The organism is Amycolatopsis plumensis, assembly GCF_042652605.1.
GTDB lineage: Bacteria > Actinomycetota > Actinomycetes > Mycobacteriales > Pseudonocardiaceae > Amycolatopsis > Amycolatopsis plumensis.
The window spans coordinates 8732326-8756482 of record NZ_JBHSJY010000001.1 but is presented as its reverse complement, the minus strand read 5'-3'; the positions used below and the strand labels follow the sequence as shown (position 1 = coordinate 8756482).

Sequence of the window (24157 nt, the reverse complement as noted above, 5' to 3'; positions counted from 1 at the left end):
ATACGTGATCGACGACGGCAAGTAGCAGTCAACGTGCCCGGGTTCTTCCGCTCCATCCGCCATTCACTTCGGCAGGCGCGCTGCCACAGAGTAGGCGGGGATGATCCGGTCGCCGGTGAGCTTTTGATACGCCAGTTGCTGCGCGACGGCTTGCTCTTCGCGCCACAGGTTCTGTCCTTGTGTCAGGGCGGTGGCGAACGCGACGATCGCGGTCTTGAACTCCTCGAGCTTGGTCGGGGTGATCACCCGCATCTGCGGAATCGGGATCGCCCGCGCCTCGTACACGTCGACCGGGTGGACCATGACCGGCACTGCCGTGACGGCGCCGTAAGTGTCGGTGTTCCACTGCAGGCCGCCGCGTAGCTGGTCGGCGTCCTTCTTCGCGATGCCGGTGCAGGTCAGCTCCACGCCGGTCTTCAGCTCGATCACCGCGTTGCTGGTGGGCGTGAGGGTCCACAGGTTGTCCGGGCCGGTGTTGGAGAGCCGTTCCGGGCGGGTGCTGCCGAATCCCAGGTGCAGCCCGAGCTTCTCCCAGGCGGCTTCGGCCTGGTCGGTGAGTTCCTCGGCCCACACGATCTCGTCGAGCACGGCGCGCACGCCGAGCACAAGCGCGGTGCTATCGGCGTAGGTGGCGCCCAGGAACTCCGCGGCCGCGCGAGCCTGCACCGCGGCCGGGCGGGATGGGCGGAGGTCGACGTTGACGGTGGGGCGCAGCACCATCGGGTTCTCCCGGCTCGCGGCGCCGAGCTGCTGCTGGGCGATGTCCGGGTTGGTGAAGTGCAGGTAGCCGGCCTTCTGCTCGCGGACCCAGCCGCGTAGAGCGGGGTCGGTGAGGTCGTTGATCGCGGTTTGCAGTCGGTCCGCGGCCTGGGAAGTCTGACCGGCAACCGCGAGGTCGAACGCCTCGCGGGCCGCGACTGCTTCGGGCCGAACGGCGCCGATGTTGCGGTAGCGCACGGAGGCGAGCGCGAACCGGCTGCGCTGCACCCACTCGGGGTGGCGGTCCAGGCAGACCGACAGCGCGCTGCGGATGCCGTCGAGTCCGTGGCCGTAGAGCTGGATGGCGACGTCGCGGCTGAGTGCCAGCTGCGCGCGGGTGGCGGGGGAGAACAGCTCCAGTGAGGTACTGTCGTGTACCGCCATGGCCAGCCCGGCGCCGAGCAGCAGCACCGCGCAGTGGTCACCGACGTCGCGGACGCCGCGGCCCATGCCTTGTTCGATGCGCTGGGCGTCGCGGGCCCGGCGGGTGGGGCTGTCGACGAGCGCGGCGGCTTCGCGGCGGTCGGCGGCCGACATCGGCCGGGGGATGCCGTCGATGACCAGCATCTCGCACGCGGTGCCGGGCAGGTCGATGCCGTCGTACTTGTTGACCAGGACCACCAGGCCGACGTGCCCGGCGCGCAGTTCGGCGACGCCGGCTTCGAGGTCGCCGACGTAGTGGACGCGGTCGGCCAGGCCCCGCCACCGGGCGGCCTGTGCGCCGCTGGGTACGAGCACCACGACGTTGACCGGCCGGGTTTCCGGGATGCCGTCGCCGTCGCGGTCGCCGAGGGAGAACTGCTTGGCCAACTGCCGGATGGCATCGTCGGTGAGGTTCGGGTTGAGCTGGACCGGCGCGAGCACCAGGCGGTCGCCGAGATCGGCTGCGCTGCCTGGGGTGACGACGTGCTCGAGGTTCTTTGGGGCGGCCTTGAGGTTGGTGACCAGCACGCTGTCGTCGGACAGGGTCGCGGTGAGGTACACCCGGCGGCGGGCGCCGACGAACGAGGGGATCTTGTCGATCGGCGGGCACGGCGGCTGGATCTCGATGCCGCGGCTGCTGAACATCACGGTGCACAGCTGCAGGCAGTCGGCGATCAGCGGCCAAGCGAACTTGAACGCCTCGTCCCGCGCGGCCGCGAAGGTCTGGAGGATGCTCCAGACCTGGTCCTGCTTGCTCGCCCACGCCCAGAACGGCACCGGCACCGCGGCGCTGACCTCGCCTTCGCTGATGTCCGCCACCGCCTTGCGGTTCTGCTGCACCAGTTCGTTGACGAACAGGTTCCACAACGGCGCGTACGCCGCGTGGTCGACCGGGATGGTGAGCCGAAACTGCCCTTCGGTGGTGGCGAGCGCGGCGTGTGCGTCGTCGACGACCACGACGCCGAGGTCGAGCGGGGTATGCCGGCCGCCGACGACGCCGAAGACGGACTGGCCGTTGATCAGCTTCTGGAACGTGGTGACGAGGGTAGCGCGGGCGGCCAGGAAGTTCGGGTCGTCGTGTCGCTCGGCGGTCGGCAGGCCCAGCCGCTGCGCCTCCTCGCGCACCCGTGCCGCGAGGTAGGTGTCGGGGGCGAGGTAGACCGCCTTCCCGACGCCTTCGTTGAGGGTGCTCTGCGCGATCAACAGGCCGACCACCGTCTTGCCGCCACCGGTGTTCTGCTTGATCACCACGTCGCGGAGGTCCTTGCGCGCGAACCAGCCCTCCAACACCTCCCCTTGCTCTTGGCGCAGGTAGGAGTAGGAGATCGGCTTGTTCGGCAGCGCCGCGAAGATGTCCCGCGGTTGCACCAGTAGCTGCGGGCTCGACGAGCCGATCCGGTTCCAGTCCAGCGACACGAGAGCGGGTCCTTTCGCCTGGGCGAGGCGATGACTTTACCGGGCGTCGGGTGCGCTCCGGCGGGCCGTGCCGCCTGTTACCTGACCAGCGCCTGGCACTTGACCAGGAAAAACGATCTCCGTGCTGGCCGGGGCGAACGCGTGCTTCCCGGCGTTGGGGCACAGGCACCAGCGTCAGCAGAAGCCGGGACCGACGCCGGCAGACTTATCTCCCGGGGAGCGAGCCGTGGGTCGGGGTCGTGACCGAGGAGGAGACCGCCGACGCAACGCCGGCCGAGGGGCGAGAGCCTCTTGCCGAGGCGCGCGTCGCGACGCCAGCCGACGCGTTCAGGCTCGTTCGGCCTGTCGTCGGGCGTCCTGCAGTCGCGGGGCGGGATCCGGCTGGTCGGTTCTGGCGAGAGCCTGCGCGAGGTCGGTGTGCCAGCCGCGGAGCTGCCGAAGGAGCCCGCCCACCCTGCGGCTCCTGCTGTTCGGCAGGACGGGGAGCAGGAGCATCGCCGCCCCACACCGAGCAAGGCGTGGTCACCGCCAGCCAGCCCGGCGATTCCGGCGAGATCATCACCACGCGGGTGTTCAACCGCGCCGAGGACATCCCCGAGGGTCCCAACTAGCCGAGGCGCGGACCAGGTGCCGGCCCTAGTGCGGCGCGGCCACACCGGTCGTCGTCAGCAGCAGCACATGCTGAAGGCCCGCGACCCGACGACCGGTTTGACCAGGTAGTCGACGCCGCGCGATCGGTTCGGACCCAGCGCGGGTGCCCGCTCGGTACCCTCATCACCATGTCGGACCGTGTCACCTGCAGCGAGCACACCGAGCGCCCCGGCCCGTCTGCGGCACCGCCTCGTGGCGTCAGGTGGCCTGCGTGACCTTCTGGCGAACCCAGCAGGGGCCCTACACCGAGAAGGACATCCCCGCGGGCTCAGGTGATCGACGGCTCATCGCCGAAATCGTCTGCCCGGAGTGCAACAACATCCTCGCCCGGCTGCGCGACCGTGACGACGGCGTCGGCCTCACCTCTTGGATGCGAGGCTCGTCTGTGGCCAACCCGCAGAGCCTGATCGTCGGGTACGCCTTCTACACACTAATCACGGTCGCCGAACCGGCCGATGACGAGACGGCGGACCTGGTGTGCTGGCGCGGCCACGGAGGCTTGCGGATCACCGGCGCGGACTGCCGGGGAATCGTTGACCGTTACCGGGCCAAGGGCCGGAAAATCCGACACCCCGCCACCCGCGTTTCGCAATCAGACGACGAGGCTCCGGTATCCTGATCGCACAAACGCATGCCTGAGGCGGGACCGCTCGCCACGTCGGGTTTGAGGCACCCGGCACGTCATCCTCACCTGGAGGAGCCGTGTCGGCTGTCCAAGTTGTTTTCGTCGCCTTCATCGCCGCAGTTGCCGTGTCCACCCTGATTCGCTGCGCCCTGGTCGTCTACACCGTCGTGATCGCGCTCAACACCAGCAACGCCAAGCGTCGCCAGGTCGCTGTGCGTGTCCTGCGGATGCTGAGCCCAGCGCTGTCGATCAAGCTGGGCCACCTGGAGGTCACCCGAGCGCAGTTGGGAGACACACCCGAACGTCGCGAGCTGAGCGAGTAGCGACCGTTCGCGGGCGTCGGGCCGTGGCGGACGACGGTGAAGACAGCTGTTGACACCGAACGGTAGCCGGGCGGCCCGGTCTTCGGCTGCTCCGGCGGCAGGCATCACAGCGTTCACCCTGGCCAAGCTGACCGCCGGGCAGCCCGCGCGGCTACGGCGACGCGACGGCGCGGAACCGGGCCGTGACGTCCACGCCGAGCCGGAGGCCGGCGGTGATCCTGATCAGGCGTCCGTTGACGTGGGCGGAGTGCCGGCCGGCCGTTTCGAGCTCTGCCACCGGAACCTCACGGGCCTCGCGCAGCGCGTAGGTAGCGCTGTCGAAGGTGATCAGCACGGCGATGTCGAAGTCGAAGGACCGGAAGACCGAGAACACGGCACCCGCGCCGGTGTCCGGCCCGACGGTGCGGGCCTTCACCTGGATCCGGCGGCCGTCGGCGTCGATCAGGTCGTAGGACTTGACCGAGTTCGGCTCGAGCGTCCCGCGATAGACCTTCTCGGTGAGGTACTCGGCGTAGTCGCCCAGGGGCGCATTGCGGGTCCGTACGACGCCGCGGTCGCGCAGCTCGGCCAGGATTGCGGCGTACCGGCCCAGCAGCTCCGGAACAGACGCTCGACTCAGGTCGTCGTGTGCTGCTCTCACCTGGTTTTCCTTTCGTGACAACGCGATCGGCTGCGGGACCGTTGGGTGCAACGCAGCGGCCACTCGGGCGCGGCACGTTCGGGCAGCCCGGAGTGCAGGATGCCCGAACGCCTTGCCTTGCCTGCTACGGCACGTCGCCCGCCGTGGTGGCCGGCGCCAGTGCCGCACAGCCGACGATGCTGCCCGGCCCGGCCGTCACGTCGGCGTTCAGCACCTTCAGCCCGACCACGATGCCGCCGACCGCGGTCACCACGACGACCCCGACGATGACCAGCGCGCGGACGGTGGTCGACCAGCTCGCCACGATCTGTCCCAGCAGCCCGAACACGTCGCCTCGACCCGGCCCACCGCCCCGGGTTTCGGCGGGCGCTCACTTCAGCACCACACCGGGGTTGCGCCGAGCCAGGAGCACCTCCGCGATCTCGATCTGCCGGTGGCGGTGCTCCCACGCGGACATCTCGGCGTTGCCCTCCACGCCGAGGGCCAGCAGAAGGGCGCGGAGCTGGTCGAAGCCGCGATCGCCGCCTGGAACGCCCGCTCCGCCAGCTTGAGCAGCACGGCCGCCTGTCCCTCGTCGTCGACCGCGCGCGACCGGCGGAACAGGAGGAGGCCGAGCAGGAAGCTGGGCAGCACCACGTGCCCTTCTCTTCGGCCTGCGCGGCGCGTGGCTCAACCGCCTGGAGCGCGGCGGCGTGATCCCCGGCCTCAACAGCGCGCATGATCGCGCAGTCCAGCTCACTGCCGGACTCGACGGCGTGAGCTGCTCAACTCAGCTGACGTGGTCGTGAGCGAGCGGAGTTTTACGTGGCGGGTGGGTTCCGCCCGGCACCGCGGCTGAGGCCGGCACGGTGACCGACCACCGGTCGCCGTCGGGGCCCTGGCTGATCACACGGCCGCCGCGGTCCGAATCGCTGAGGACCTGCGCAACCTCGGTGATCGTCGCACGACGTTCGCCGGCCTTCAGCCGGTCGCTCCGTAGCCGCAAAAGGCCGAGCAGGATCCTGAAGACGCTCTTCGCCGCAAGACCCGGATGACGTCGGCGTCCGGGTCGATCATGTCGATGGGGTCCGCCATGGCGGGGACCTCCCTCCAGCTCGTTGACCGCTTCTCCACCGGAGGGGCCCGCCAGGATGAAAACTCGGCGAAAACTTCGAGAGATTCACCTTTCGCAGCTCACGGGGGTTGGAACACCGTACTCGGACGCTTCGAGGACCCGGTACGTCAGGCCACGAGCAGCAACATGACCCGACGGGCAGGAGCGTAGGGCGCTGTCCGTCGGGTCACGTTGCCGCGCAACCCCGATCGACCAGGAGTCAGCCGCGGAGGCTGTGTGGTGTATAACGGCCTATGCAAAGGAGCGACGGCGTCCAACCGGACCCGGATATCGGACGCCGACTGGGGGAAGACCGACGCTGCTGGCCCCATGCTCGCCCAAACTGACTGGTTCGGTATGGCCGCCCCATATTTGCCCCAGGATGAGCTCGTTGGTGCAGGTCAGCCGAGTATGTAATGAACCACTGGGATGTCCCCGTCGTTGGCGGAGCCGACGGCTGGGGCGAAGTGCTGGTCTTCAGCGGAGTAGGCATTGCCGACCGGCGTGTCGTGCTGTTCGAGTCCGTGAATTGGCAGCGCCGGCCGTCTGGGCGCGTCTCTTGCCGTGCCGCTCGCCCCTGGTCGTCGTCGCTGGTTGGATCGCGGTCGCCGTGTCGCGTCGGCGGAGGGCGCGGTTACCGTCGGGCTGGGGGCGGGAATGAGGTGGCGGTTCGTGATCGCCGCCTGTTCAAGCTCCTGGTGTTCCAGAGGCTGCGCTGGGACGCCTCGGAGCAGGGTCGCCTACCTTGAGCGCTCCAGCACTGAGGCTGTGGTCGGTGTTCCCCGCGCCAGCCGCTGGGCTGTGCAAGAGTCGTGACTGTGCGCTACTGTGGCGGGATGATCTCCCCAAACACGGGAGATATCCCACGCGTGGGGGTTCAAGTCCCCCCTCGGACACACACGTTACCCACACGGGGAGAGGCAGTCACAGCGACTGCCTCTTTTTTGTTGTCGTAGACCACCTGTAGGCCCAGATCGCGGTAGACCTGCGTGATCCTCTCCGGGCTCCGCGAGTTGAGGTGCCTGGCGACGTCGCCGAGCTGGTCGAGCATCGCGTACACCTCCGCCACGTCGACCGCCTGCGTATCCGGCAGGTGCTTCAGCTCCTCCATCGCGGCCTGCCGCTCGGCCTGTGCGCGCTTCATCGGCTCGACGAAGTTGACGGGGTCCACGCCGGCCTCGATGGCTGCCAGGTGCCGCCGTAGCTTCTCCTCGGCGCCCTTCAGCCGCTTCTCCGCGTTGGCTCGACGGCCGTCCACCCGGCCGTCCTGCGACCCCGTGAGCAGCCGTACCGTTTCGTCGCGGTTGTCTGGGGCGAAGATCTGGCACAGCCAGTCGTTGATTGGCGGGACCACGACGTCCTCGCGTAGGTTCACCGTCTTCGGGTGATCGGCCAGCGCCGCCGAACCCGGTGCCATCGTTCGAGCGATGCACCGGTAGTAGACGCCCTTCCTGATCGCCGCACCCTGCATCTTCCGGGTGCAGATCTCGCAGCGCACCAGTCCCTTCAACAAGTACGTGTGCTTGGTGGCCGCCCGATTCCGTTCGAGCTTGGCAATCCCGGGCAGTCCGCCGGCCGCGCGGGACCGGCGCATCAACTGCGCTTGCGTGAACGCCTCGACAGAAACAATCTCCGGGTGCGCGGGGCGTCGCGAACGGACAACGCGTTCCGGCGCTGCCCGCTTGAACCGCACGACGTGCCCGGCGCCGACGTCGTCCGGATTCAGAAGCGTCTCGTGCTTGGTCCAACGCCCGAAGATCGCGTACCCGGTGTACCGGGGATTCTCCAGAATGGATCGGACGGTGCTCCCTTGCCAGCCGTCAGCGAGCCGGTGCCGGTTCTGGTCGGGCCGGCGTTCGGAAGGACAGGGCACGCCGTCCTCATTGAGCCCCTTCGCGATCGCGCGGTCACCGACGCCTTCCATGTACTCGGCGAATATCCGCTGGACTACCTCGGCTGCGTCGGGATCGATGGCCAGCACGCGCAGCCGGAACCCCTCGGCGGCCTTTCGGGGGTTCGGGTGCGGCCCGCCGTCAACGACGACGTAGCCGTACGGCGCCCGGCCGCCCTGATGTCGCCCTTCGTTGACAACCTGCGCGTCCATCGCCGCGCGGACACGCGCCTGGACGTGCTGGCGCTCCGATTCGCTCATCCCACTAAGCACGCTCATGAGCATCTTGTGCGACGGATTCCGCGCGTCGTACTTCCCGCCCAGCTCCGGCACCCACAGGTCGACGCCGTACGCGGCGAACCGAGGCGCGATGAGCGAGAACTGATTCCCGAACCAACAGCGCGTGCCCTCGCCGACCACGACGGCGTTCCACGTCCGCCGCGGGTTCTTCAGTTCGGCGAGCAGCCGTGCGGCCTCGTTCCGGCGCTCCCAGGGGACCGACCGCGACTGCCCGATATCGAAGTACTCCGCCACGATCCGGCCGCCCAGCGGCTCGACGAACTTTCGAGCGTTCCCGAACTGCCAACCGCGGGAAGTTTCCGGGTCCTGGTTGTCCTCCGTCGAGCACCGGCCGTAGACCGCCAGCTCACCGATCCCGTCGTCGACCGGCTCAGCCACCTCAAGGCCCAGGATCTCGTCCAGCGTCGACCACGGGTCGCTGCTGATTTCAGCCGTCACGGTTCCTCCTCTGCCGGTCCGTCCAGCACCGGCACCTCGGTAAGCTCGATCAGAACGGCCAGCAGTCCGCGTGCCACGGCTGGCGTCAGCTCTGGCAACCCCGCAGGTAGGATAACCCGGATCGGTCGATTCTCGGAGTGAGTGGCGCTCATGATCGACCTTCCTGCCCGGTCGATTCGCTGCCTTCCCTCGCGCGGTCGATTGCACTCCTGATTTCAGCCGTCCGGTACCCACGGACCTGCCGCGTCTCGCCGTCTTCGCCGGTCACGCGGTCGCGGGTCGGCCGGCATCCCACCTCGGCCATTTGCTGCGCGAATGTCCGGGAGTCGATCTCCAGGACGTCCAGCAACTCGGCTGTCGGCACGAAGTCCCTGCCGTCCGGCCTGAGATCGTCTCCCAAGCACTCGACAAGCGACGCGAGTACGTCGGGCAGCTCACCAGGCGACTCAACCGCGTGACCTGCACCGATAGCCCTAACCGCGGCGGCGTGGTCGAGCACCGGCATGGTGTCCTGCCCGGCCGCGTGCCCGGTGAGCGTCCCGGCCGCCTCGCGTAGCGTCCGGCCCTGCTCGCAGATGGTCCGCCAGTCCTCGTTCGGCATGTAGTACGTCCGGACCGTCATGGCCAGCACATCGGCGCCAGCTGACGTGTCGCCGTCCGGCCGCAGGATGCCCACGCCCTTGTGCGAGGGCAATAGCCGGCTGGAGTCGAACCCGCGCGTGTTCATCTGCTCGCCGAGCACGATGTTCGAGTCGCGCCAGTCCATGACTCGCAGCGCGAACCGCGACCCGAGCACCGCCCGCAGCCCGGACGGGATCGTCTTCGAGTCCGGCCGCTGAGTGGCGAGCACGAGCACGATCCCAGCGGCCGGTCCCTTCTTCGCCAGCCACGTCAACAGCTCGCCGACATACTCGCCCGCGGTGAGCTTCTTGCCTTGCACGTCGACGGGCGTGCGATCCTCCAGAGGAACCTGAATCTCATCGATGAAAATGGCCGTGATCGGCATGTTCAGCGCCTTGTCGCGGGACATCTCCGGCGTGACCTTCGATTCCGGACACGTGAGGTCGTCCAGATCGCGCATCCGCCGAAACCGCGTCTGAACTTCGCCGACCAGCTCAATAAGCCAGTCCACAAGCGCCAGAACGTGTTCAGGTTCGTCGCCGGACATGAACCGGTGAGCCACTAGGCCAGCCGCATCCCAGTCCTTCCCCGCCTTGAAGTCGGCCACGTACAGCCGCACCCAAGCGTCCAAGATGAGCCCGGCCGCCGCGAGCCGGGCGGCGAAGGTCTTGCCCTGACGGGGGATGGCACCGACCAGCAGGGACGTCCACACCAGCGGCAGGTCAATCCGCCGGTCCCGCGCATCCCGCCCGAACGGGATCGGCCGCCACGCATCCCACCGCGCCACGCCGAGCAGCGGCGTCCGCAACGGCGGCGACGCGTACGGGTCCTCATCTGCCACCCACATCGACACCCGCCCGGCGTGCCCACCGTTGCCACGGACCCGTTCGACGATCAACTGGACCTCATCGATGGCGAGCGCCGACGCAAGTGCATCCCGATTCTTCACCACGTCAGCCGCCTTGCGCGTGGCCGGAAGGTCGACGGTGACCGCCCACCCGTCCCCGACACGCGTCGCGCGCTCGACGAGCCGCAGCACCTCGTCCTTGCCGATCAGCTTCGCGTCCCGGAATGCGTCCACCAGTACCTGGGGATCCATCGTCCAGGTCAGCGTCCGCGGCCCGGCGAGCGCCGGCTTTCGGCCGGGACTGCCGTCCTTCTTGCGCCCAAGGATCGCAAGCGCCAAGGAGGCCGCGGCCCCGCCGATCCACAGAGGATCGGTGCCGTACACCAGGTCAACGATGGCCACCCCGACGATCGCGACGATCAGGACGGCACCGGTCACCTTCCAGCGGAAGAGCGTGAGCGCCCGAATTTCAGTGAACTTGTCGGCCAACTTCTCCGACTCCTCGGCCGCCGTCCGGTAGTCCCGGACGGTGACCCACCCACGCCACCATCGCACCCCGACGACCAGGCCGCGAACAACCGCACCGACGTACCGCCACGGGGATTTCACCAGCCCGACGACGGCGTCCTTGCCTGCCTGGATGGCCTGAGGCTTGCTCTTCAGCCACAATGGCACCCGCGGCGACTGTCGCCACCACCGGACGAAGCGGTTCGTCTTCGGCTCCCGTCGACGCGGCTGAGGCAACGTGTCGTCGATCAACTCGCCGTCGAACACGGGATCGGCCTTGACCGGCAATGAGTCAGCCATTGCCCACCTCCGACCGCAGTGCCCGCGCCAGTCGGGGCGACAAGCCACGCGAGCAGCCAGTAGCCCGCCGCACCCACGCCGGGGTGATCTCGACGTCCGGCGTCCAGGTCTCCCGAGCGATAGCGAGGTAATCGGCGAACAACACCCGTCGCCCGGTCTCCTGCTGGATGGGACGCCGTTCAGCCGCGACCAGCACGGCATCGGTGAGCTTGTCCCGCAGGTCAGTGATTGCCTCGACAGCGACGAACACGACGAGCGGCGGCACCGAGTGCAGCACGATCGCCGCAGCCTCTCCGACCGCAAACGATGTCCACGTGTTCATGACGTAGGTGGCCGCGAGCGTGAACCACTTCGCCCGCCGCACCCAGACGCCGGTCCGGACCTGGTACCGCGCCGTGACCTGCTCGGCCCGCAGGATCGCCAGCAGAACGAGGGAGACGGTCGGGTCCAGCACCCACGCGGCCAGCCAAGGCAGCGACCCCGGCCGCGTCCCGGCCGACGCGAAACCCTGGACGTTGGTCATTGTGAAGGCGAGCCCGAGCACGATTCCGGACCAGCACATCCAGTCGACCTGCCGCCGCACGCGCTCGATCCGCAGCGCGACGACGTCCGGATCGGTCTGATAGGCGCGCACCTCGGCGGCCTCGGCCGCGTCCTGCGCGAGTCGTTGCGCCCGGTTCATCGCCGACCACCCCGCTTTGACGTGTCGACGGTGGTCACCGTCATTGCGCGGGTCAGTGCGTAGGACGCGAACAGCGCCGGCAACCCGAGCACGGCGAACAGCAGCCACGGGCTACCCGGATGAGCGATCACGACCCACTGAACAGCGACGATCAGCCCGGCGTTGAACAGCACCCGCCCGGCGAGCGACACGAACCGTGCCCCGCTCCGAGCTGCTTCGGCAGCGGCTTTCGCCCGGCGAGCACCGGCCCGCCAGACCCAGAACAGCACGAGCAGCACGCCGACACCGGCGAGGATCTGCGTGGGCGTCACGGTGAGTCCGTTCATCGCGCGCCCCGATCGGTCCGCTCGCCGCGCCGCAACCAGAGCGGGTACAGCGCGCGCCGGTCGTCGTCGGTCATCCCGCCCCAGACGCCAACCGTGTCGAGGCCAGCCGTCCGCAACTCCAGTTCTAGGCACTCGTCTTGGACGGGGCACCCGCCGCAAAGCCGCTCGGCCAGCTCGCCGTCGCTGTCAGCGTCGGGTGGCCCGTCCTCCGGCGGGGGCCACATGCAGACTCCTTCGCTGGTCACGATGTCGGTCAGGATCTCGGTTGGAACCCAGCGCAGCCGGTCCAGCTGCCAGGCGATCCCGACCAGGTGAAGGTCGTCGGCGCTCATTCGGCACCTCCGGCCTGACGCGACCCGAGCAGGCGGGCCAGCTCGGTCGATGACACGCGGAGGCCGGAACGGCAGCGGGTGGCGCGCAGCTCGCGCGTCCGGATTGCCCGGCTCACCGCGGCGCGGGAGACGCCGAGCAGCCAGGCCGCTTCTCGAATGGTGTGAAAGGTGATGTGCGAGTTCATGAGAAAGACCAATCTGATGATTTCAACACTATGTTGTTGATTTCAGCTCTTCGTCGGGCGCGTTTGTCCGACGCGCCGCCGACGAAGTGCTAAGCGACGTGGTGAAGGCTTGAAGAACCGCTAATCTCGGCGCTGAGGCGGAGCGCGGAGGAATACGTGACTGAGGACTGGGCGGCAGTCGCCAAGGCCATCAACATGCGCGTGAACGAACTCGGCTGGCGACAACGCGAGCTGGCCGAGCGGTCGCACGTGTCGCAGGCGATCGTGCGCGAGCTCCAGCACCACACGGTCGAGCGCCGCCGGAGCGCGCGCACGCTCGAAGCGCTCTCGACGACGTTGGGCTGGCATCCGCAACATCTGTTGGCCGTGTTGCAAAACCGCACACCGCCGCACCCGGACGAGCCGGCCGACGACGGCCACGAGCTGTGGTCCCGGCTGGACGCGCTCGAACAGCGCCTGGCCGAGATCACCGACCGGCTGGAGGACGTCCAAATGAGCCTCGCGACCGTGGTCGAGCACGTGAAGCCAAAGCGTTAGCAGAGGGCGATTCGGGCTGGTGAACCAGGTGATTTCCATACCTAGAATTCAAGGCCGAAACGACGTCCGTTCCCATGCACAACCAGTGCAGAAGCAGTGCGCAACCACTGCATATCCGCTGCACAAGAGCGCTTTGGGGCGGCAATGAGTGGGGTAGGCGGCTGGACCGGACGATCAGCGTCGGCGCTGCAATCCGCGTTGCGGCTGAGCAATGAGAAATTCGCCGAAAAGCTCGGAATCGGTGCGCGTACGGTCGCGTCCTGGCACCAGAAGCCGGACCTTCGCCCGCAATCGGAGATGCAGCAGGTCCTCGACACCGCGTATGAACGGGCGTCCGACGCCGAGCGAGCCCGCTTCGCCGAGCTGACGGGCGACGGGCCGGCCGCTCACACCAGGCCCGACACGAAGGAAGCCGATCGACGACTGGCCGCGGATCCCCACATCGGCGCGGCTCTCGAATGGCTCGACCAGCACGCCTACCGAAGCCCTGGTGCCGCACGCCGCGCCGTCGCCGAGCAGGCCGCTCGCGTCGACGCGCAGGAGGCGTACGCCCGGGCCACTCGCCGCGCGTGGGTCGATCAGCGCGCCGTGACCGACGCACTTGCCGACTACTACGGCCGACGCCACGGTGACCACGGCTTGTACGCCGGAAGCTGCGGTGACCAGGCTCTGAACACCAGCGTCCTGACCTGCGCTGATTGGCTCGACCTGGCGTGCGAACTACGCCCGCCGCACGACGGGCTCACGATTGCGAGCGCCCGACCAGACCCGCGGGAAGTGCTGGACGAGCACGCGACGAATGCAGCGGTCAACCGGCTGGCCGAGACGGTGGCCATGAACACGCGGCTCATGAACGCGCCGCTCTACCGACTGCTGAGCACGGACATCCGTGAACGCCACCTCGGCGGCACGTTCGGGGTGGACCACTTCGTCCACTACGCCCTGACGATGGACCTGCTGGAAGGCGAGCTGCTCGACGCGCTCGCGGCCGGCGACACGACGTCGCTGCCCCTGCGTGATCGCTACCTCCCAGACGTCGGAGCCGTCCTGGACGTCGGCGGCCGACTCTGCGCAGGCGGAGCCCTCGCCTTGACGGCCATCGCTCGGCCGGCCGACCCGTACCGCGGCGAAGCGGACTACGTGCTGCTGGTCCAGGAACGCTCCGGCCACGTACTCAACGCCACGCGCCGGTTGGCCGTCATCCCGAAGGGCTTCCACCAGCCGCTCACCGACGTCCGGCGAGAAACCGAGATCGGCGCCACGTTGCGCCGAGAGATGGAAGAGGAGCTGTTCGGCCGGCCGGACGCCGACAACACGGTCGCCGACACACTGACCGCGGACCCGATGCATCCGACCAGGCTCACGAAGCCGATGCGTTGGCTCCTCGCCCAGCCCGGCCGGCTGCTGATGGAGTGCACTGGCTTCGGCTTGAACCTCGTCAGCGGGAACTACGAGTTCGCCAGCCTCATCGTCATCGACGACGAAGAATTCTGGACACGCTACGGCGGAGTGGTCGAAGCAAACTGGGAATCCGCGACTCTTCGTCAGTATTCGACTACCGATGCGGAACTCGTCACCGAGTTGTTGGGTGATGTAGCGTGGAGCAACGAAGGACTGTTCGCCATGACGCAAGGACTCCGACGCCTTGCGGAAATCGGCGGAGAGCGCGTGAAACTGCCCGCGATCGAATGGGAGATAGGCCAGTGAGCGACGGTTGGACCGCTGGCAACGCCAACGAAGACGCGGCCGACACGCGCGGCTGGTTGGTCGGTCACTTCATCGACCCGTCGCAGGGCGTCCGAGCCTCCAAGGACGTCGAAGTCAAGTGGGCCAACCATCCTGCGGGGGACAAGCGCCCAGAGTGGACGTCCGACGACCAGCGAACCACACTGGTGATGCTGATCTCCGGAGAGTTCCGTGTGGAGGTCACCGGCGGCGGCAAGATTATGACGCGCCAGGGTGACTACGTGATGTGGGGCCCGGGCGTCGACCATTCATGGGAAGCGTTGGCGGATTCGGTCGTCCTGACCGTTCGCTGGCCTTCAGCAACTTAATTCGATGGCGGGAATCTTCACTCGATCACCGCCGATCTCGGCGAGTCGACGTAACCCCTGGAGAAACGCGAACAGTCCTTCGTTGCTCCAGTTTTCGTCGCCGATCAGTTCGGTGACCAAGTCGCCGTCGAGCGTCGAATACTGCTGAAGCCCGGCTGCCTCCCAGTTGGCCTCCACGTCGCCACCGAACCGCGGCCAGAACTCCTCATCCTCGATCACGACCAGGCCGGCGAACTCGTAGTTCCCGCTGACCAGGTTGAACCCGAACCCAGTGCACTCCATCCGCAGCCGGCCGGGCTGCTCGGTCAGCCACCGCATCGGAGCGGACAGCCTGGTCGGGTGCATGGGATCGGCGACCCTGAGGTCCCCGGCGGACCGGTCGACGTCCGTCCTGCCGAACAGCTCCTCCTCAAGCTCACGGCGCAGGGTGACGCCGATCCGGGCGTCCGCCCGCCGGTCCACGAGCGGTCCATGGAAGCTCTTCGGGATCACCGACAGACGGTTGGCCGTGTTCACGACCTGCGTGGACCTCTTCTGAACCAGCAGTACGAAGTCGGCGTCACCACGAAACGGGTCCGCTGGCCGCGCAATGGCCGTCAACGCCAGCGCACCACCCGCGCAGAGGCGCCCGGGCAGGTCGAGCACAGCGGCCACGTGAGGCAGCTGACGGTCGCGGAGCGGCATGTGCCCCGGACGTGCGGTGCGACCGCTCGCCAAGTACTCGATCAACTCACGTTCCAGCAGGTCGACGCCCAGTGCGTACTCGACGAACGACGCGATCCCGACCTTCGCCCGCAGTGCTCCGGGCTGCGGGTCGACCTCGAGCAGCCGGTACAGGGGAACGTCGGAGATCCGGATGCCGGACGCTGCTGCGTCCGCAAGACGCTGCACCGCAGCTCGCTCATCAACCGCCGTCGGCGGCCGCGCGGCGCCACCCTCGAAGGCGGTCTGCTCGCCCGTGGCCGTCAGCGAGCAGGCGAGATCCAGCCACGCCGGCCGCGTAAGAACGCTGGTGGTCACCTCCACCGGACCGCAGCGGGCGGCGTATGGCCGGTGGTCGCTGGGAAGCGGCGCGTAGTAGTCAGCCAGGGCATCCGCGATGACGCTTCGCGGTGGGCTTGGCCGGTTCCGAGGTGAGGCCGCTGCGCTCGCGTACGCCTGTTCACGGGCTCGCCCCAGCGGCCACCCGGCGTGCCGATCGAGCCACGTGAACACCGGCTCGAACGAGTCGTCAGGGCTGAACTTCCGCGCGACAGCGCTCGGGCCGATCAAGGCCTGCAACTCGTCTCGCGAACGACCGAGCACCCTCGCGAGCTTCGGCCAGAGGTAGGGGAGTGGCACGTAGTCGCCCGCCTCCCAGCGAGCAACGGTCGACCGGTCGACATGGAGAACGTCCGCCAGACCCTCTTGAGTGAAGCCGGCGACCTTACGAGCTGAGATCAGCCCATCCCGACGTCGCCCAACGGGCATGACCGACCTCCAACCCTGCGTGACCAGATCAATGTAGCAGGAGTAACCGCAGATCAGACCGGCTGGTGCGACGTTCGTGCCCCACAACTGCCGCAGTGCTGCTCTGGTCGTCGAATCTGACTCCCGATTGACTGATTTCATCAGCTCACGAGGTCGAAGGGAGGGGACGTGACAGGTACTAGCTGCAGGTCGCTGCACTCAGCGCTCTACATCAGCTGGTACCGGTGCGTACTCGACGGCCTGACGCACGCGGTCACGGACGACGAGTTCCTGCGCGGCATCCGCCTCCAGGAAGGCCGGTACTACTCTCTCTGCGGGCACGAAGTGCTGATTCACTCCTGCCTGGCACCGGCCGACCGTTCATGTCCGACGTGTCGTGAACTCGTGAACGCCTCCGCTCGCGTCGCGGTGAGACGGCGATGACGCCGATCTCGCCCACATTGCGTACGGACCTCGACGCGCTGTTGCTCCAGCCGGTCCGCCTGTTCATCGCCTGCCTGCTGGCCGACACCAGCTGGCGTTCGCAACTGGCCGTTCAGCAGGCTCTGGGGCTTCCCACACCCGACCTGGAACTGCACATCGAGTTCCTGCGCGCGGCTGGCTACCTCCGGTGCCGCGCCGAACCCCGCGAACTCCGCCTGACCCCGCTGGGTCTGAACCGGCTGCTGGAGCACATCGGCGCGCTGAAGACGGTCGCGGCAACAGCCGGCGCTCTGGTCGCAGAGGTGCGAGGTGCGCTTCCCGCCGAGAGCCCGCCCTGACAGCAGGTCACCCAACCGCCGTCCTCAATCCCGCTCACGTGCGCGTTCCTGCCACCCACAGCCCTCAGCAAGGACTCGAAGATGCCCAAGCCGATCATCCGTCCGCCTGCGACTGTTGCTGTCAGCAGCAGCCTGCGTGACGCCCGCAAGCGCCGTGGAATTGGCCTGCGGAGGCTGGCCGAGAAGATCGGGGTTCATCCCGCGACGCTCTCGGCGTGGGAGTTGGGCATCAAAGTGGCGCCGGAGACCGCCGTGGCGTGGATCCTCGGATACCTCCGGGTCGAGTCGGCCGAGTACGAGCGGGTGATGGCGCTCGCCCCGGACGCCGGCGCCGCCAACATGGTCGACCAGTCTGACCCGCAGCTAGGGCACTTGCTGTGGACGTACGAACAGCTATCAAGCCGGGTCGTGGAGTGGGCACCGTCGTGCATTCCGGATCTTCTCCAGACGCGGGCGTATGCCGAACGAGTGTTAGACAAGGCCGTGGTGCAGGACGACCGCAGGGACATGGACCTGCTGAGCCGCCAAGTCCGCCAGCAGGCCCTGAATGACGGGTCACGTCGCTACGTCTTCCTGGTCGGTGACCAGGCGCTTCACGGCTTGGACGACCTGCGCAACGAGCAGGTCGAACACCTCCGCGCGGCGGCGCAGCTCAAGCACGTGACTGTCCGGATCGTGCTGCCAACGGAGATCGCGCTGAAGTCGATCGGCGCCTTTACGCTCTTCGAGGACCGATCCGGTCCGATCGCCGTGGTGCTCAGACACCAGCACTGCAACACTTACCTGACCGACCGGACGATGCTGGCCCGCTACCACGACGCAGCAAATGCCCTACTGCGGCGCGCGTCCAATGAGCCGGCGAGCCCGTCCGCCTTGAGCGCACCCGCACTGATTCGAGCGACGCGGTGACGGCGACGATCTACATCGACCCCCTTACGATCCTCCCTGTGATCGACGGTGAATGGCATCGAACCCGCCTGACAGAAATCCCGGAGCCGGGGCAGGGCATCACGATGCTTTGCGGAGCCTCCGGCGCAGCGGTGTTCGAGCTATCCGGGGGCCGTCGACAGCGGCGGATTCCCCGTCAGTGCGAACGCTGCGACGCCATCTATGGGTCTGCCCAGGGTCTGGTTGACACCTCACCTGTGAGGCTTCAGCCTCACCTGGAAGGATGTCACCGTGCCCAAGCCCTACCCCCGCGAGTTCCGTGACGACGTCATCGCCGTGGCCCGTCGCGGCGAGGCCCCGTTGAAGCAGGTCGCCAAAGACTTCGGGATCTCCGAATCGTGCCTGGCCAACTGGCTGCGCTCGGCCGACGTCGAGGACGGCGCGCGGCCCGGCGTAACCCGGGACGAGTCCGCCGAGCTGCGGGAACTGCGGAAGCGGAACCGGCTGCTGGAGCAGGAGAACGAGGTCCTGCGCAAGGCCGCAGCCTATCTCGCGCAGGGCAACCTGCCGGGAAAATAGCGTTCCCGCTCGTCCGTGAACTGGCCGCGGCCGGCGCCCCCGTGCGGGTGCCGGTCGCGGTGACGTGCAGGGTGCTGGGGTTCTCCCGGCAGGCCTACTACCAGTGGTGTTCGTCCCCGGTCTCGCAGCGCGACTTCGACGACGCGCATCTGATCAACGCCGCCCTGAAGATCCATGCCGATGACCCGGCGGACGGGTACCGGTTCATCGCCGACGAGCTCGCCCGACAGGGCTTCGCCGCGTCGGAGAACCGGGTGTGGCGGATCTGCTCGATGCAGCAGATCTTCTCGCTGCACGCCAAGAAGAAAGGCCGTACACGTCAGGCGGGGCCGCCGGTGCACGACGACCTCGTCCGCCGCGACTTCACCGCCGCCGCACCGAACACCAAGTGGCTGACCGACATCACCGAGCATCCCACCGGCGAGGGCAAGCTGTATCTCTGCGCGGTCAAGGACTGCTACTCCAACAAGATCGTCGGGTACTCCATCGCCGACCACATGCGAGCCTCACTCGCCGTTGGCGCGCTGCGCAACGCCATCGCACTGCGCGAGCCACACGGCGTCGTGGTCCACTCCGACCGCGGAGCCCAATTCCGATCAGCGGCCTACCGGCGCCTGCTGCACGCTCATGGGCTGACCGGGTCGATGGGGCGGGTCGGTGCGTGCGGTGACAATGCCGCGATGGAATCGTTCTTTTCATTGCTGCAAAAGAACGTTCTCGATACCCGGCGGTGGCGCACCCGGGAGGAGCTCCGGTTGGCGATCGTGTCCTGGATCGAGACGAAATACCACCGCAAACGCCGGCAACGCGCCCTGGGCAAGCTCACCCCAGTCGAGTTTGAGACCATCTACACAGCCGCAGCAGCGGCCTGAAAATAGTCAGCTCCGGTGTCAACCGAAGTCTGGGCAGCCCCTATCGACGTGAGCAGGGGATCCCACTTCGCCAAGATCGGATAGGTCGCCCTTGAGCTGCTGATCGCAGACTGCGTCGAGATGTCCGGCGTCAGTAAACCCCGATCCATCGGTCGCGGGCTGGGACAGGGACAGGTGCTCCTTCCTGGACTCGGACTCGATGCCGCTGAGTCCATACGTGACGGCTGTGACGGGCTCAAATGGACCCTTCACAGCCGTCACAAGCAACGTTTGCGCAGGTCGACGCGCCTTCGTGGCTGTCCTAGTGCATGTGACGTTGGGACGCATAGTTACACGAGTGTGAGCGCGGTCGAGCTGCAGGTGACGGCTCACGGTCCGTAGCGAAATGGTGATGCTGGCTGCAGCACCGCGTTCCAGGTGCCGTCGCCGGCCATCCGGCGATGCCAGGTCCAGATCGTCTGCCACGGACCAAACACCGCCGGAACATGCCGCCACGCGATCCCGCAGCGATAGCGGTAGATGATCCCTCGACCATTGCCCGCGCATCGGAGAACGGCCGACCACGCTTACCCGTCCGAACCGGCAGCAAGTCCTCGATCAACGCCCACTGAGCATTCGACAGCAACTGAAACCGCGACACGACCAGCAGCATCCCAGCTATCAACCGGAACGTTTGTCAGACACCTAGGTGTACTGCTAGGGGAGGTTGCGATCGTGGCGACACGCGATCGGATGATCTTGGCGTGAAGTAGGGCCTCCGGGTTCGGTGAATTGTGACATCTGCACCGGCGACCCGGAGGCCCTCGTGTCCCACGTTAAGGCACCTCTGACCCTGACCGGCAGACTCCGCCTGGTCCGTTGTGTCGTCGAGGACGGCTGGGTGCTGCGGCGGGCGGCGGCGCAGTTCCAGGTGTCGGTCTCCACCGCCGCCCGCTGCCACAACCTGGGCGAAGCCGGCATGGCCGACCGGGTCCAGCCGCCCGCGCACCAGCCGAATCAGACTCCACCAGGACCAGTGGCGAGTCGTCAAGGTCCGGGTGATCCGCCGGTGGGGACCCGCGCGGATTGCTTACCTGCTCGGTCTCAACCCGTCGACGGTGCACCGGATCCTGACCGCTACCGGCTACCCCGCCGGGCCGACCTCGATCGGGCCACCGCCGCCCGGTTCGCCACTACGAGCACTGCGATGATCCCCAACCCGCGCTCGCCGACCTGGCCTCTGTTCCTGACCTGGTCCACGTCCGCCATGCGGCCGAAGTAGACATCACACCTTGTGCGGACGTCGAGCGCACGTCCCTGACCGCTGTCAACAGGCGAAGGTCACGAATTCCGTCACGAATCCGGCGGTACAAACAGCACGCCTGCAACGTCGCTCACTGTGCCCAGCGGACCGTGGCGCTCACGCCAAGACGCCCTAGTTGAGTGCTCTTCAGTGGCAGTATACGAACGAACCTCGACCATCCGTCATAGAGTTTGTGATGGTTGCGTGCCGCGCGCTACCAAACATCTTTGATCACCATGCGGGCGACGCAAGGTCCTCACTGTCACTGGGAGGGACGTCTCGACACGCTGAGCTTGGCCAGCTGGTATGTCTCGCGTCTTACGTCCGGCAGAATTTAGCGCTTTTTGCGTCCCCTCTTCTTTTGTGACTTCTTCACGGCCGGCCTTGAAAAGCCTGTCTTGCTCCGCCGGAGCCACTCGGCTGCTTCGCGTCCGCGTCCGGTGGATCTGCATATCTTCTCGATGTCCTCAGCGACATGAGTGTGACCGGCAAAGTATGCGGCCTTATAACGTTCGAGTGCGGCGTCAATGTCGCCGCGATATAAGAGGCTCGAGCCATGGTTGCAAGCGGCGTGAGCGTGTCCGGCATCAGACGCGGCACGAAAGAGTCGGTCGGATTCGGTGTAGTTTCCTAAACGGTAATGAACCCATCCAAGTGTGCACATGGAGGGAATATCGCCGCTTTCCGCGGCAAGTGTGAGCCATTCCACTGCATCTTCATAGTTTTCAGTTTCGGACAAGAGTTCGCCTAGTTGAGCCTGGGCGTCTCTGTCTCCATCTTTAGCCGCTTGCTCCCACCATGATATGGCCTCGCCTTTCGAGTCTGGGATCTGTTCGAGTATCGAAGCAAGTAATCGAGGGGAGTGTTCTTCCTTGAGTTCGGCCGACTTGCGCGCCCACTGCACTGCCTCTTCGTAGCGATTTTGTCGGAAGAAGAACACCGCATAACTGTAGCTAGCGCCCTCAATCTCGAGTTCGATGGCCCTCTTGAATAAGTTCTCAGCTTCGTTGTGGCGACTTTTATCAGAGGTGTCGAGCATAATTGCGAGGCGCATAACGGCTGGTTCGAAGCCTAAGTCAATAGCCTTATTCCACCAGGTTTCGGCGGCGCTGTAATTATTTTCTACCTCGGCGTCTAAGGCTAGGTTTGCGGCCGCGCTTGCAATGCCCTTTTCCACGGCCTCAAGCCAGAGTCTCCGTGCCTCCGTTTTCCTTCCTGAGCGTGCTAGCAGGTATCCGAGTTCGCTAAGAGCTTCGTCTTTACCACTCTCGGCAGCCTGCCTGTAAATGGCTTCTGCCTCGTCTAGGCGGTCCGTCTCGGCGAGCAGTTGTGCCAAGTTAATTGATGCGTCAAGCGGGTACTCTCCGTCGCTCTTGGTGATTACTGCGGTGCGATACCAGTGCTCAGACTCATTTACCTTACCTTTCTTGCGCAAGAGCAAGGCTAGATGATTCATGCCATGAGCGTCGCCTGCGTCTGCCGCCCGCCGGTAGAAGTCTTCAGCGCCGGATGTATCGTGCAAGTTCTCATGTGCAATACCAATATAGGTGAATCCATCCGGATTCCCCAGCTCGGCTGCTTTTTCGTACCATTTATACGCTGATTCACGCTCTTTAATGTGTGTGTATAGATGGCCTAGCTGCATGGCTCCCAAAGGGTTTCCGGACTTGGCGAGTAGGCTCCATGATTTCGCTTCGATGTCAACTGCTGAGTGGCGCCTGGCGGCGTATGCAACTCCAGTAAGGTCCTGGGTTATCTGCGCAAGTTCGACGGATTTTTCCCATACTTCTTGCGGGATTGGCTTATTGGAATCATCGCGCATCCACGAGTCAACTAAGTAGTCAAAGGCTCGGTAGCTCCGTCCTTCGTTGACTGAAATAAGAGGACTTGCCACCCCAGACCGTCGCCTGGTCGACCAACTGAAAGCCTGATCAATCCCTTCTGGTCGAAGTAAAGCTCCTCCTGCATTTTCTAGATACAAGCCGTGTAAGTCTACTAGAAGGGAGCGGGGAATAGATTCACTGATTCCTGCCCTGGCGAAGTCGACGGCAACCGCGATTAAGCTGGCGCCGCGAGGGTTCATTTCTGCTCCCCAGGCGACCATCCATTCCTCAAGCAGACGAGGTCCGGCAGCCAAATATTCTGCTACGCCGAAAGAGTCGGAGTGCTTAACTGCTTCAATGACGCGAGAGTCATTAGACTGAGCCGCGCGCGCAAGTTCCGTGTCGCTCCATCGTCGAGGCACCAAGACGGATTGACTCAAATCGAGTATACGCTGAAAGTCGGAACGTAAGTCCAAATCTTCGTGTGCATGACTTAAGGGTGAATATACAAATTTTCGGTACTGCTCCCCGCGGATTGTCGCAACAATTGCTACTCCTGCGCGCTTCAGATAAGCAACTGCAGATGAAGTTAGACCTGCAGGGCCTAGGTATTCCTCGAGGTCGTCAAGCCATACCACGCAGTCTTTTCGATGACTAATTACTGTCATCAATGATGACTGTAAGTCAGCTTTGTTGAAAGGTCTGAACACGCGTCGTGTTGGTACAAGCGATAGCAGCGATTCATATGCGAGTCGTGTTTTTCCGGCGGTTGAATCTCCTATAAGTAGTACCAGTCCGCCAGTTTTGCAAGAACGCTTCAATCTTTCGCGCAACTCCTCGTCAATGTCGCGCGCTATATAAGGCGGTACCGCATTCCCTTGGTGAATAGGGGCACGATGTACGCCGAATTCGAGCGGGTCAATCTCGCGTAAGAGTGGCCATCCCTCGTACTGCGCTATCCAGGGCGGGGCTGACGTGTGCCCTGGGCCGAGGATGACTTGGTCAATGTTGAATTGATAACCTTGGCCTTGCTGGCTCAGATGAGCTGCGTGAGACACTTCGCCCTGAAGTGAGAATTGAGGGTCGCGGTCAAAATTCATCTGTGGCCTCAAGAGTTGTACTGTGTTCCGGAACCTTGCTGGTAAATTCGACCATGACCGCTCGCCTTGCCCTTTATTGAGATCCTTGTTTGCGATTCAAGTCGCCCGTCAATACAATCTTTATATTGTTCTACAAAATCTCTTAATTGATCGAGTAGGGATTCGTCGTTCTCGACCGCCCTGCGAAGGCGGCTACGCCACTCTGTGGCGATCTCGTTTTGCGTGTCAGTGTCGTCCGAATCAAAGGCAATACGGAGACGTCTACTTGTTTCATCAAGTTCAGATTCAACCGAGGAGGCAACGTCTTCATTGTGGCTAAAAAGCCTGGACGCTGTCTTTTTGGATCTTGCCCACGCGTCTTTAATCATTAGGCCAAGCAATGTAGTTGCGCCAGAGTTGATCAAGGCTACTAAATCCGCGTCCATCTCCGCC

The 24157-nt window shown here is 65.7% G+C and carries 24 protein-coding genes and 2 pseudogenes; 10 read left to right on the top strand and 16 right to left on the bottom strand.

Going from position 1 to position 24157, the window contains the following annotated elements; translation table 11 throughout:
• Nucleotides 1-63 precede the first annotated feature (63 nt).
• Complete coding sequence (locus tag ACFPLC_RS42025; RefSeq protein WP_378194400.1) at nucleotides 64-2598, bottom strand: DEAD/DEAH box helicase; 2535 nt, start codon at nucleotides 2596-2598, stop codon at nucleotides 64-66.
• A 327-nt stretch (nucleotides 2599-2925) separates the two neighbouring features.
• On the bottom strand, nucleotides 2926-3051 hold the full coding sequence (locus ACFPLC_RS42020; RefSeq protein WP_378236142.1) for a hypothetical protein: 126 nt from the start codon (nucleotides 3049-3051) through the stop codon (nucleotides 2926-2928).
• A 409-nt stretch (nucleotides 3052-3460) separates the two neighbouring features.
• On the opposite strand from ACFPLC_RS42020, the gene ACFPLC_RS42015 reads away from it, so the two are divergent.
• Together ACFPLC_RS42015 and ACFPLC_RS42010 are read left to right on the top strand one after the other, a co-directional pair.
• Entirely contained in the window at nucleotides 3461-3868 is a 408-nt protein-coding gene (locus tag ACFPLC_RS42015; RefSeq protein WP_378194397.1) for a hypothetical protein, read from the top strand.
• A gap of 131 nt (nucleotides 3869-3999) precedes the next feature.
• On the top strand, nucleotides 4000-4197 hold the full coding sequence (locus ACFPLC_RS42010; RefSeq protein WP_378236141.1) for a hypothetical protein: 198 nt from the start codon (nucleotides 4000-4002) through the stop codon (nucleotides 4195-4197).
• Between the two features lie 151 nt (nucleotides 4198-4348).
• Here ACFPLC_RS42010 and ACFPLC_RS42005 read toward each other — a convergent pair whose 3' ends face one another.
• The 9 genes from ACFPLC_RS42005 to ACFPLC_RS41965 all read right to left on the bottom strand — a co-directional run bounded on the left by ACFPLC_RS42005 (nucleotide 4349) and on the right by ACFPLC_RS41965 (nucleotide 12359).
• Nucleotides 4349-4837, bottom strand: a complete 489-nt coding sequence (locus tag ACFPLC_RS42005) for a hypothetical protein (RefSeq protein ID WP_378194391.1) — start codon at nucleotides 4835-4837, stop codon at nucleotides 4349-4351.
• A 124-nt stretch (nucleotides 4838-4961) separates the two neighbouring features.
• Entirely contained in the window at nucleotides 4962-5165 is a 204-nt protein-coding gene (locus tag ACFPLC_RS42000; RefSeq protein WP_378194388.1) for a hypothetical protein, read from the bottom strand.
• 441 nt (nucleotides 5166-5606) lie between these two features.
• Entirely contained in the window at nucleotides 5607-5822 is a 216-nt protein-coding gene (locus tag ACFPLC_RS41995; RefSeq protein WP_378236140.1) for a hypothetical protein, read from the bottom strand.
• A gap of 985 nt (nucleotides 5823-6807) precedes the next feature.
• Nucleotides 6808-8559, bottom strand: coding sequence for a recombinase family protein (locus ACFPLC_RS41990; RefSeq protein WP_378194385.1), 1752 nt, complete (start codon nucleotides 8557-8559; stop codon nucleotides 6808-6810).
• A 148-nt stretch (nucleotides 8560-8707) separates the two neighbouring features.
• Nucleotides 8708-10834, bottom strand: a complete 2127-nt coding sequence (locus ACFPLC_RS41985) for a cell division protein FtsK (protein WP_378194382.1) — start codon at nucleotides 10832-10834, stop codon at nucleotides 8708-8710.
• Nucleotides 10827-11516 carry a hypothetical protein gene (locus tag ACFPLC_RS41980; protein ID WP_378194380.1) on the bottom strand — a complete coding sequence of 230 codons (690 nt, stop codon included), beginning with the start codon at nucleotides 11514-11516 and terminating at the stop codon, nucleotides 10827-10829. The genes ACFPLC_RS41985 and ACFPLC_RS41980 overlap by 8 nt, the downstream gene beginning before the upstream one ends.
• Nucleotides 11513-11842, bottom strand: a complete 330-nt coding sequence (locus tag ACFPLC_RS41975; protein WP_378194377.1) for a hypothetical protein — start codon at nucleotides 11840-11842, stop codon at nucleotides 11513-11515. The genes ACFPLC_RS41980 and ACFPLC_RS41975 overlap by 4 nt, the downstream gene beginning before the upstream one ends.
• A complete protein-coding gene (locus ACFPLC_RS41970) occupies nucleotides 11839-12174 on the bottom strand; it encodes a WhiB family transcriptional regulator (RefSeq protein ID WP_378194374.1) in 336 nt (111 codons plus the stop codon). Before ACFPLC_RS41970 ends, ACFPLC_RS41975 begins: the two co-directional genes overlap by 4 nt.
• On the bottom strand, nucleotides 12171-12359 hold the full coding sequence (locus ACFPLC_RS41965) for a helix-turn-helix domain-containing protein (protein ID WP_378194371.1): 189 nt from the start codon (nucleotides 12357-12359) through the stop codon (nucleotides 12171-12173). The genes ACFPLC_RS41970 and ACFPLC_RS41965 overlap by 4 nt, the downstream gene beginning before the upstream one ends.
• A gap of 156 nt (nucleotides 12360-12515) precedes the next feature.
• On the opposite strand from ACFPLC_RS41965, the gene ACFPLC_RS41960 reads away from it, so the two are divergent.
• The 3 genes from ACFPLC_RS41960 to ACFPLC_RS41950 all read left to right on the top strand — a co-directional run bounded on the left by ACFPLC_RS41960 (nucleotide 12516) and on the right by ACFPLC_RS41950 (nucleotide 14950).
• Nucleotides 12516-12896 (top strand): helix-turn-helix domain-containing protein, encoded by a 381-nt coding sequence (locus ACFPLC_RS41960; protein ID WP_378194368.1) that lies wholly within the window; start codon nucleotides 12516-12518, stop codon nucleotides 12894-12896.
• Between the two features lie 144 nt (nucleotides 12897-13040).
• Nucleotides 13041-14603 carry a transcriptional regulator gene (locus ACFPLC_RS41955; RefSeq protein WP_378194971.1) on the top strand — a complete coding sequence of 521 codons (1563 nt, stop codon included), beginning with the start codon at nucleotides 13041-13043 and terminating at the stop codon, nucleotides 14601-14603.
• The gene (locus tag ACFPLC_RS41950; protein ID WP_378194365.1) at nucleotides 14600-14950 is read left to right on the top strand and encodes a signal peptidase I; all 351 of its coding nucleotides are present in this window, start codon (nucleotides 14600-14602) and stop codon (nucleotides 14948-14950) included. The genes ACFPLC_RS41955 and ACFPLC_RS41950 overlap by 4 nt, the downstream gene beginning before the upstream one ends.
• On the opposite strand, the gene ACFPLC_RS41945 is transcribed toward ACFPLC_RS41950, so the two are convergent.
• Together ACFPLC_RS41945 and ACFPLC_RS41940 are read right to left on the bottom strand one after the other, a co-directional pair.
• Nucleotides 14939-15841: a hypothetical protein gene (locus ACFPLC_RS41945; protein ID WP_378236313.1), complete on the bottom strand. Its 903-nt coding sequence runs from the start codon at nucleotides 15839-15841 to the stop codon at nucleotides 14939-14941. The genes ACFPLC_RS41950 and ACFPLC_RS41945 overlap by 12 nt on opposite strands.
• A 390-nt stretch (nucleotides 15842-16231) precedes the next feature.
• Nucleotides 16232-16420 (bottom strand): annotated as a pseudogene (locus ACFPLC_RS41940) (helix-turn-helix transcriptional regulator); the annotation flags it as partial.
• A 168-nt stretch (nucleotides 16421-16588) separates the two neighbouring features.
• Between ACFPLC_RS41940 and ACFPLC_RS41935 the strand changes: the two are divergent.
• The 4 genes from ACFPLC_RS41935 to ACFPLC_RS41920 all read left to right on the top strand — a co-directional run bounded on the left by ACFPLC_RS41935 (nucleotide 16589) and on the right by ACFPLC_RS41920 (nucleotide 19520).
• A complete protein-coding gene (locus ACFPLC_RS41935) occupies nucleotides 16589-16843 on the top strand; it encodes a hypothetical protein (protein ID WP_378236139.1) in 255 nt (84 codons plus the stop codon).
• Nucleotides 16840-17181 (top strand): MarR family transcriptional regulator, encoded by a 342-nt coding sequence (locus ACFPLC_RS41930; RefSeq protein WP_378194359.1) that lies wholly within the window; start codon nucleotides 16840-16842, stop codon nucleotides 17179-17181. Before ACFPLC_RS41935 ends, ACFPLC_RS41930 begins: the two co-directional genes overlap by 4 nt.
• 81 nt (nucleotides 17182-17262) lie before the next feature.
• Nucleotides 17263-18090, top strand: coding sequence for a Scr1 family TA system antitoxin-like transcriptional regulator (locus ACFPLC_RS41925; protein WP_378194356.1), 828 nt, complete (start codon nucleotides 17263-17265; stop codon nucleotides 18088-18090).
• Nucleotides 18091-18360: 270 nt separating this feature from the next.
• Nucleotides 18361-19520 (top strand): IS3 family transposase gene (locus tag ACFPLC_RS41920; protein WP_378208302.1). Its coding sequence is split into 2 segments (ribosomal slippage): nucleotides 18361-18639 and nucleotides 18642-19520, totalling 1158 coding nucleotides; the frame shifts between segments, so codons are not numbered across the junction.
• Nucleotides 19521-19888: 368 nt separating this feature from the next.
• Here ACFPLC_RS41920 and ACFPLC_RS41915 read toward each other — a convergent pair.
• Nucleotides 19889-20041 carry a transposase gene (locus tag ACFPLC_RS41915; protein WP_378200190.1) on the bottom strand — a complete coding sequence of 51 codons (153 nt, stop codon included), beginning with the start codon at nucleotides 20039-20041 and terminating at the stop codon, nucleotides 19889-19891.
• A gap of 284 nt (nucleotides 20042-20325) precedes the next feature.
• Here ACFPLC_RS41915 and ACFPLC_RS41910 point away from each other — a divergent pair.
• A pseudogene (locus ACFPLC_RS41910) lies at nucleotides 20326-20676 on the top strand (transposase family protein); the annotation flags it as partial.
• Nucleotides 20677-21136: 460 nt separating this feature from the next.
• Here ACFPLC_RS41910 and ACFPLC_RS41905 read toward each other — a convergent pair.
• Nucleotides 21137-23737: a tetratricopeptide repeat protein gene (locus ACFPLC_RS41905; protein ID WP_378200183.1), complete on the bottom strand. Its 2601-nt coding sequence runs from the start codon at nucleotides 23735-23737 to the stop codon at nucleotides 21137-21139.
• Entirely contained in the window at nucleotides 23734-24150 is a 417-nt protein-coding gene (locus ACFPLC_RS41900; protein WP_378200180.1) for a hypothetical protein, read from the bottom strand. The genes ACFPLC_RS41905 and ACFPLC_RS41900 overlap by 4 nt, the downstream gene beginning before the upstream one ends.
• Between the last annotated feature and the right edge of the window lie 7 nt (nucleotides 24151-24157).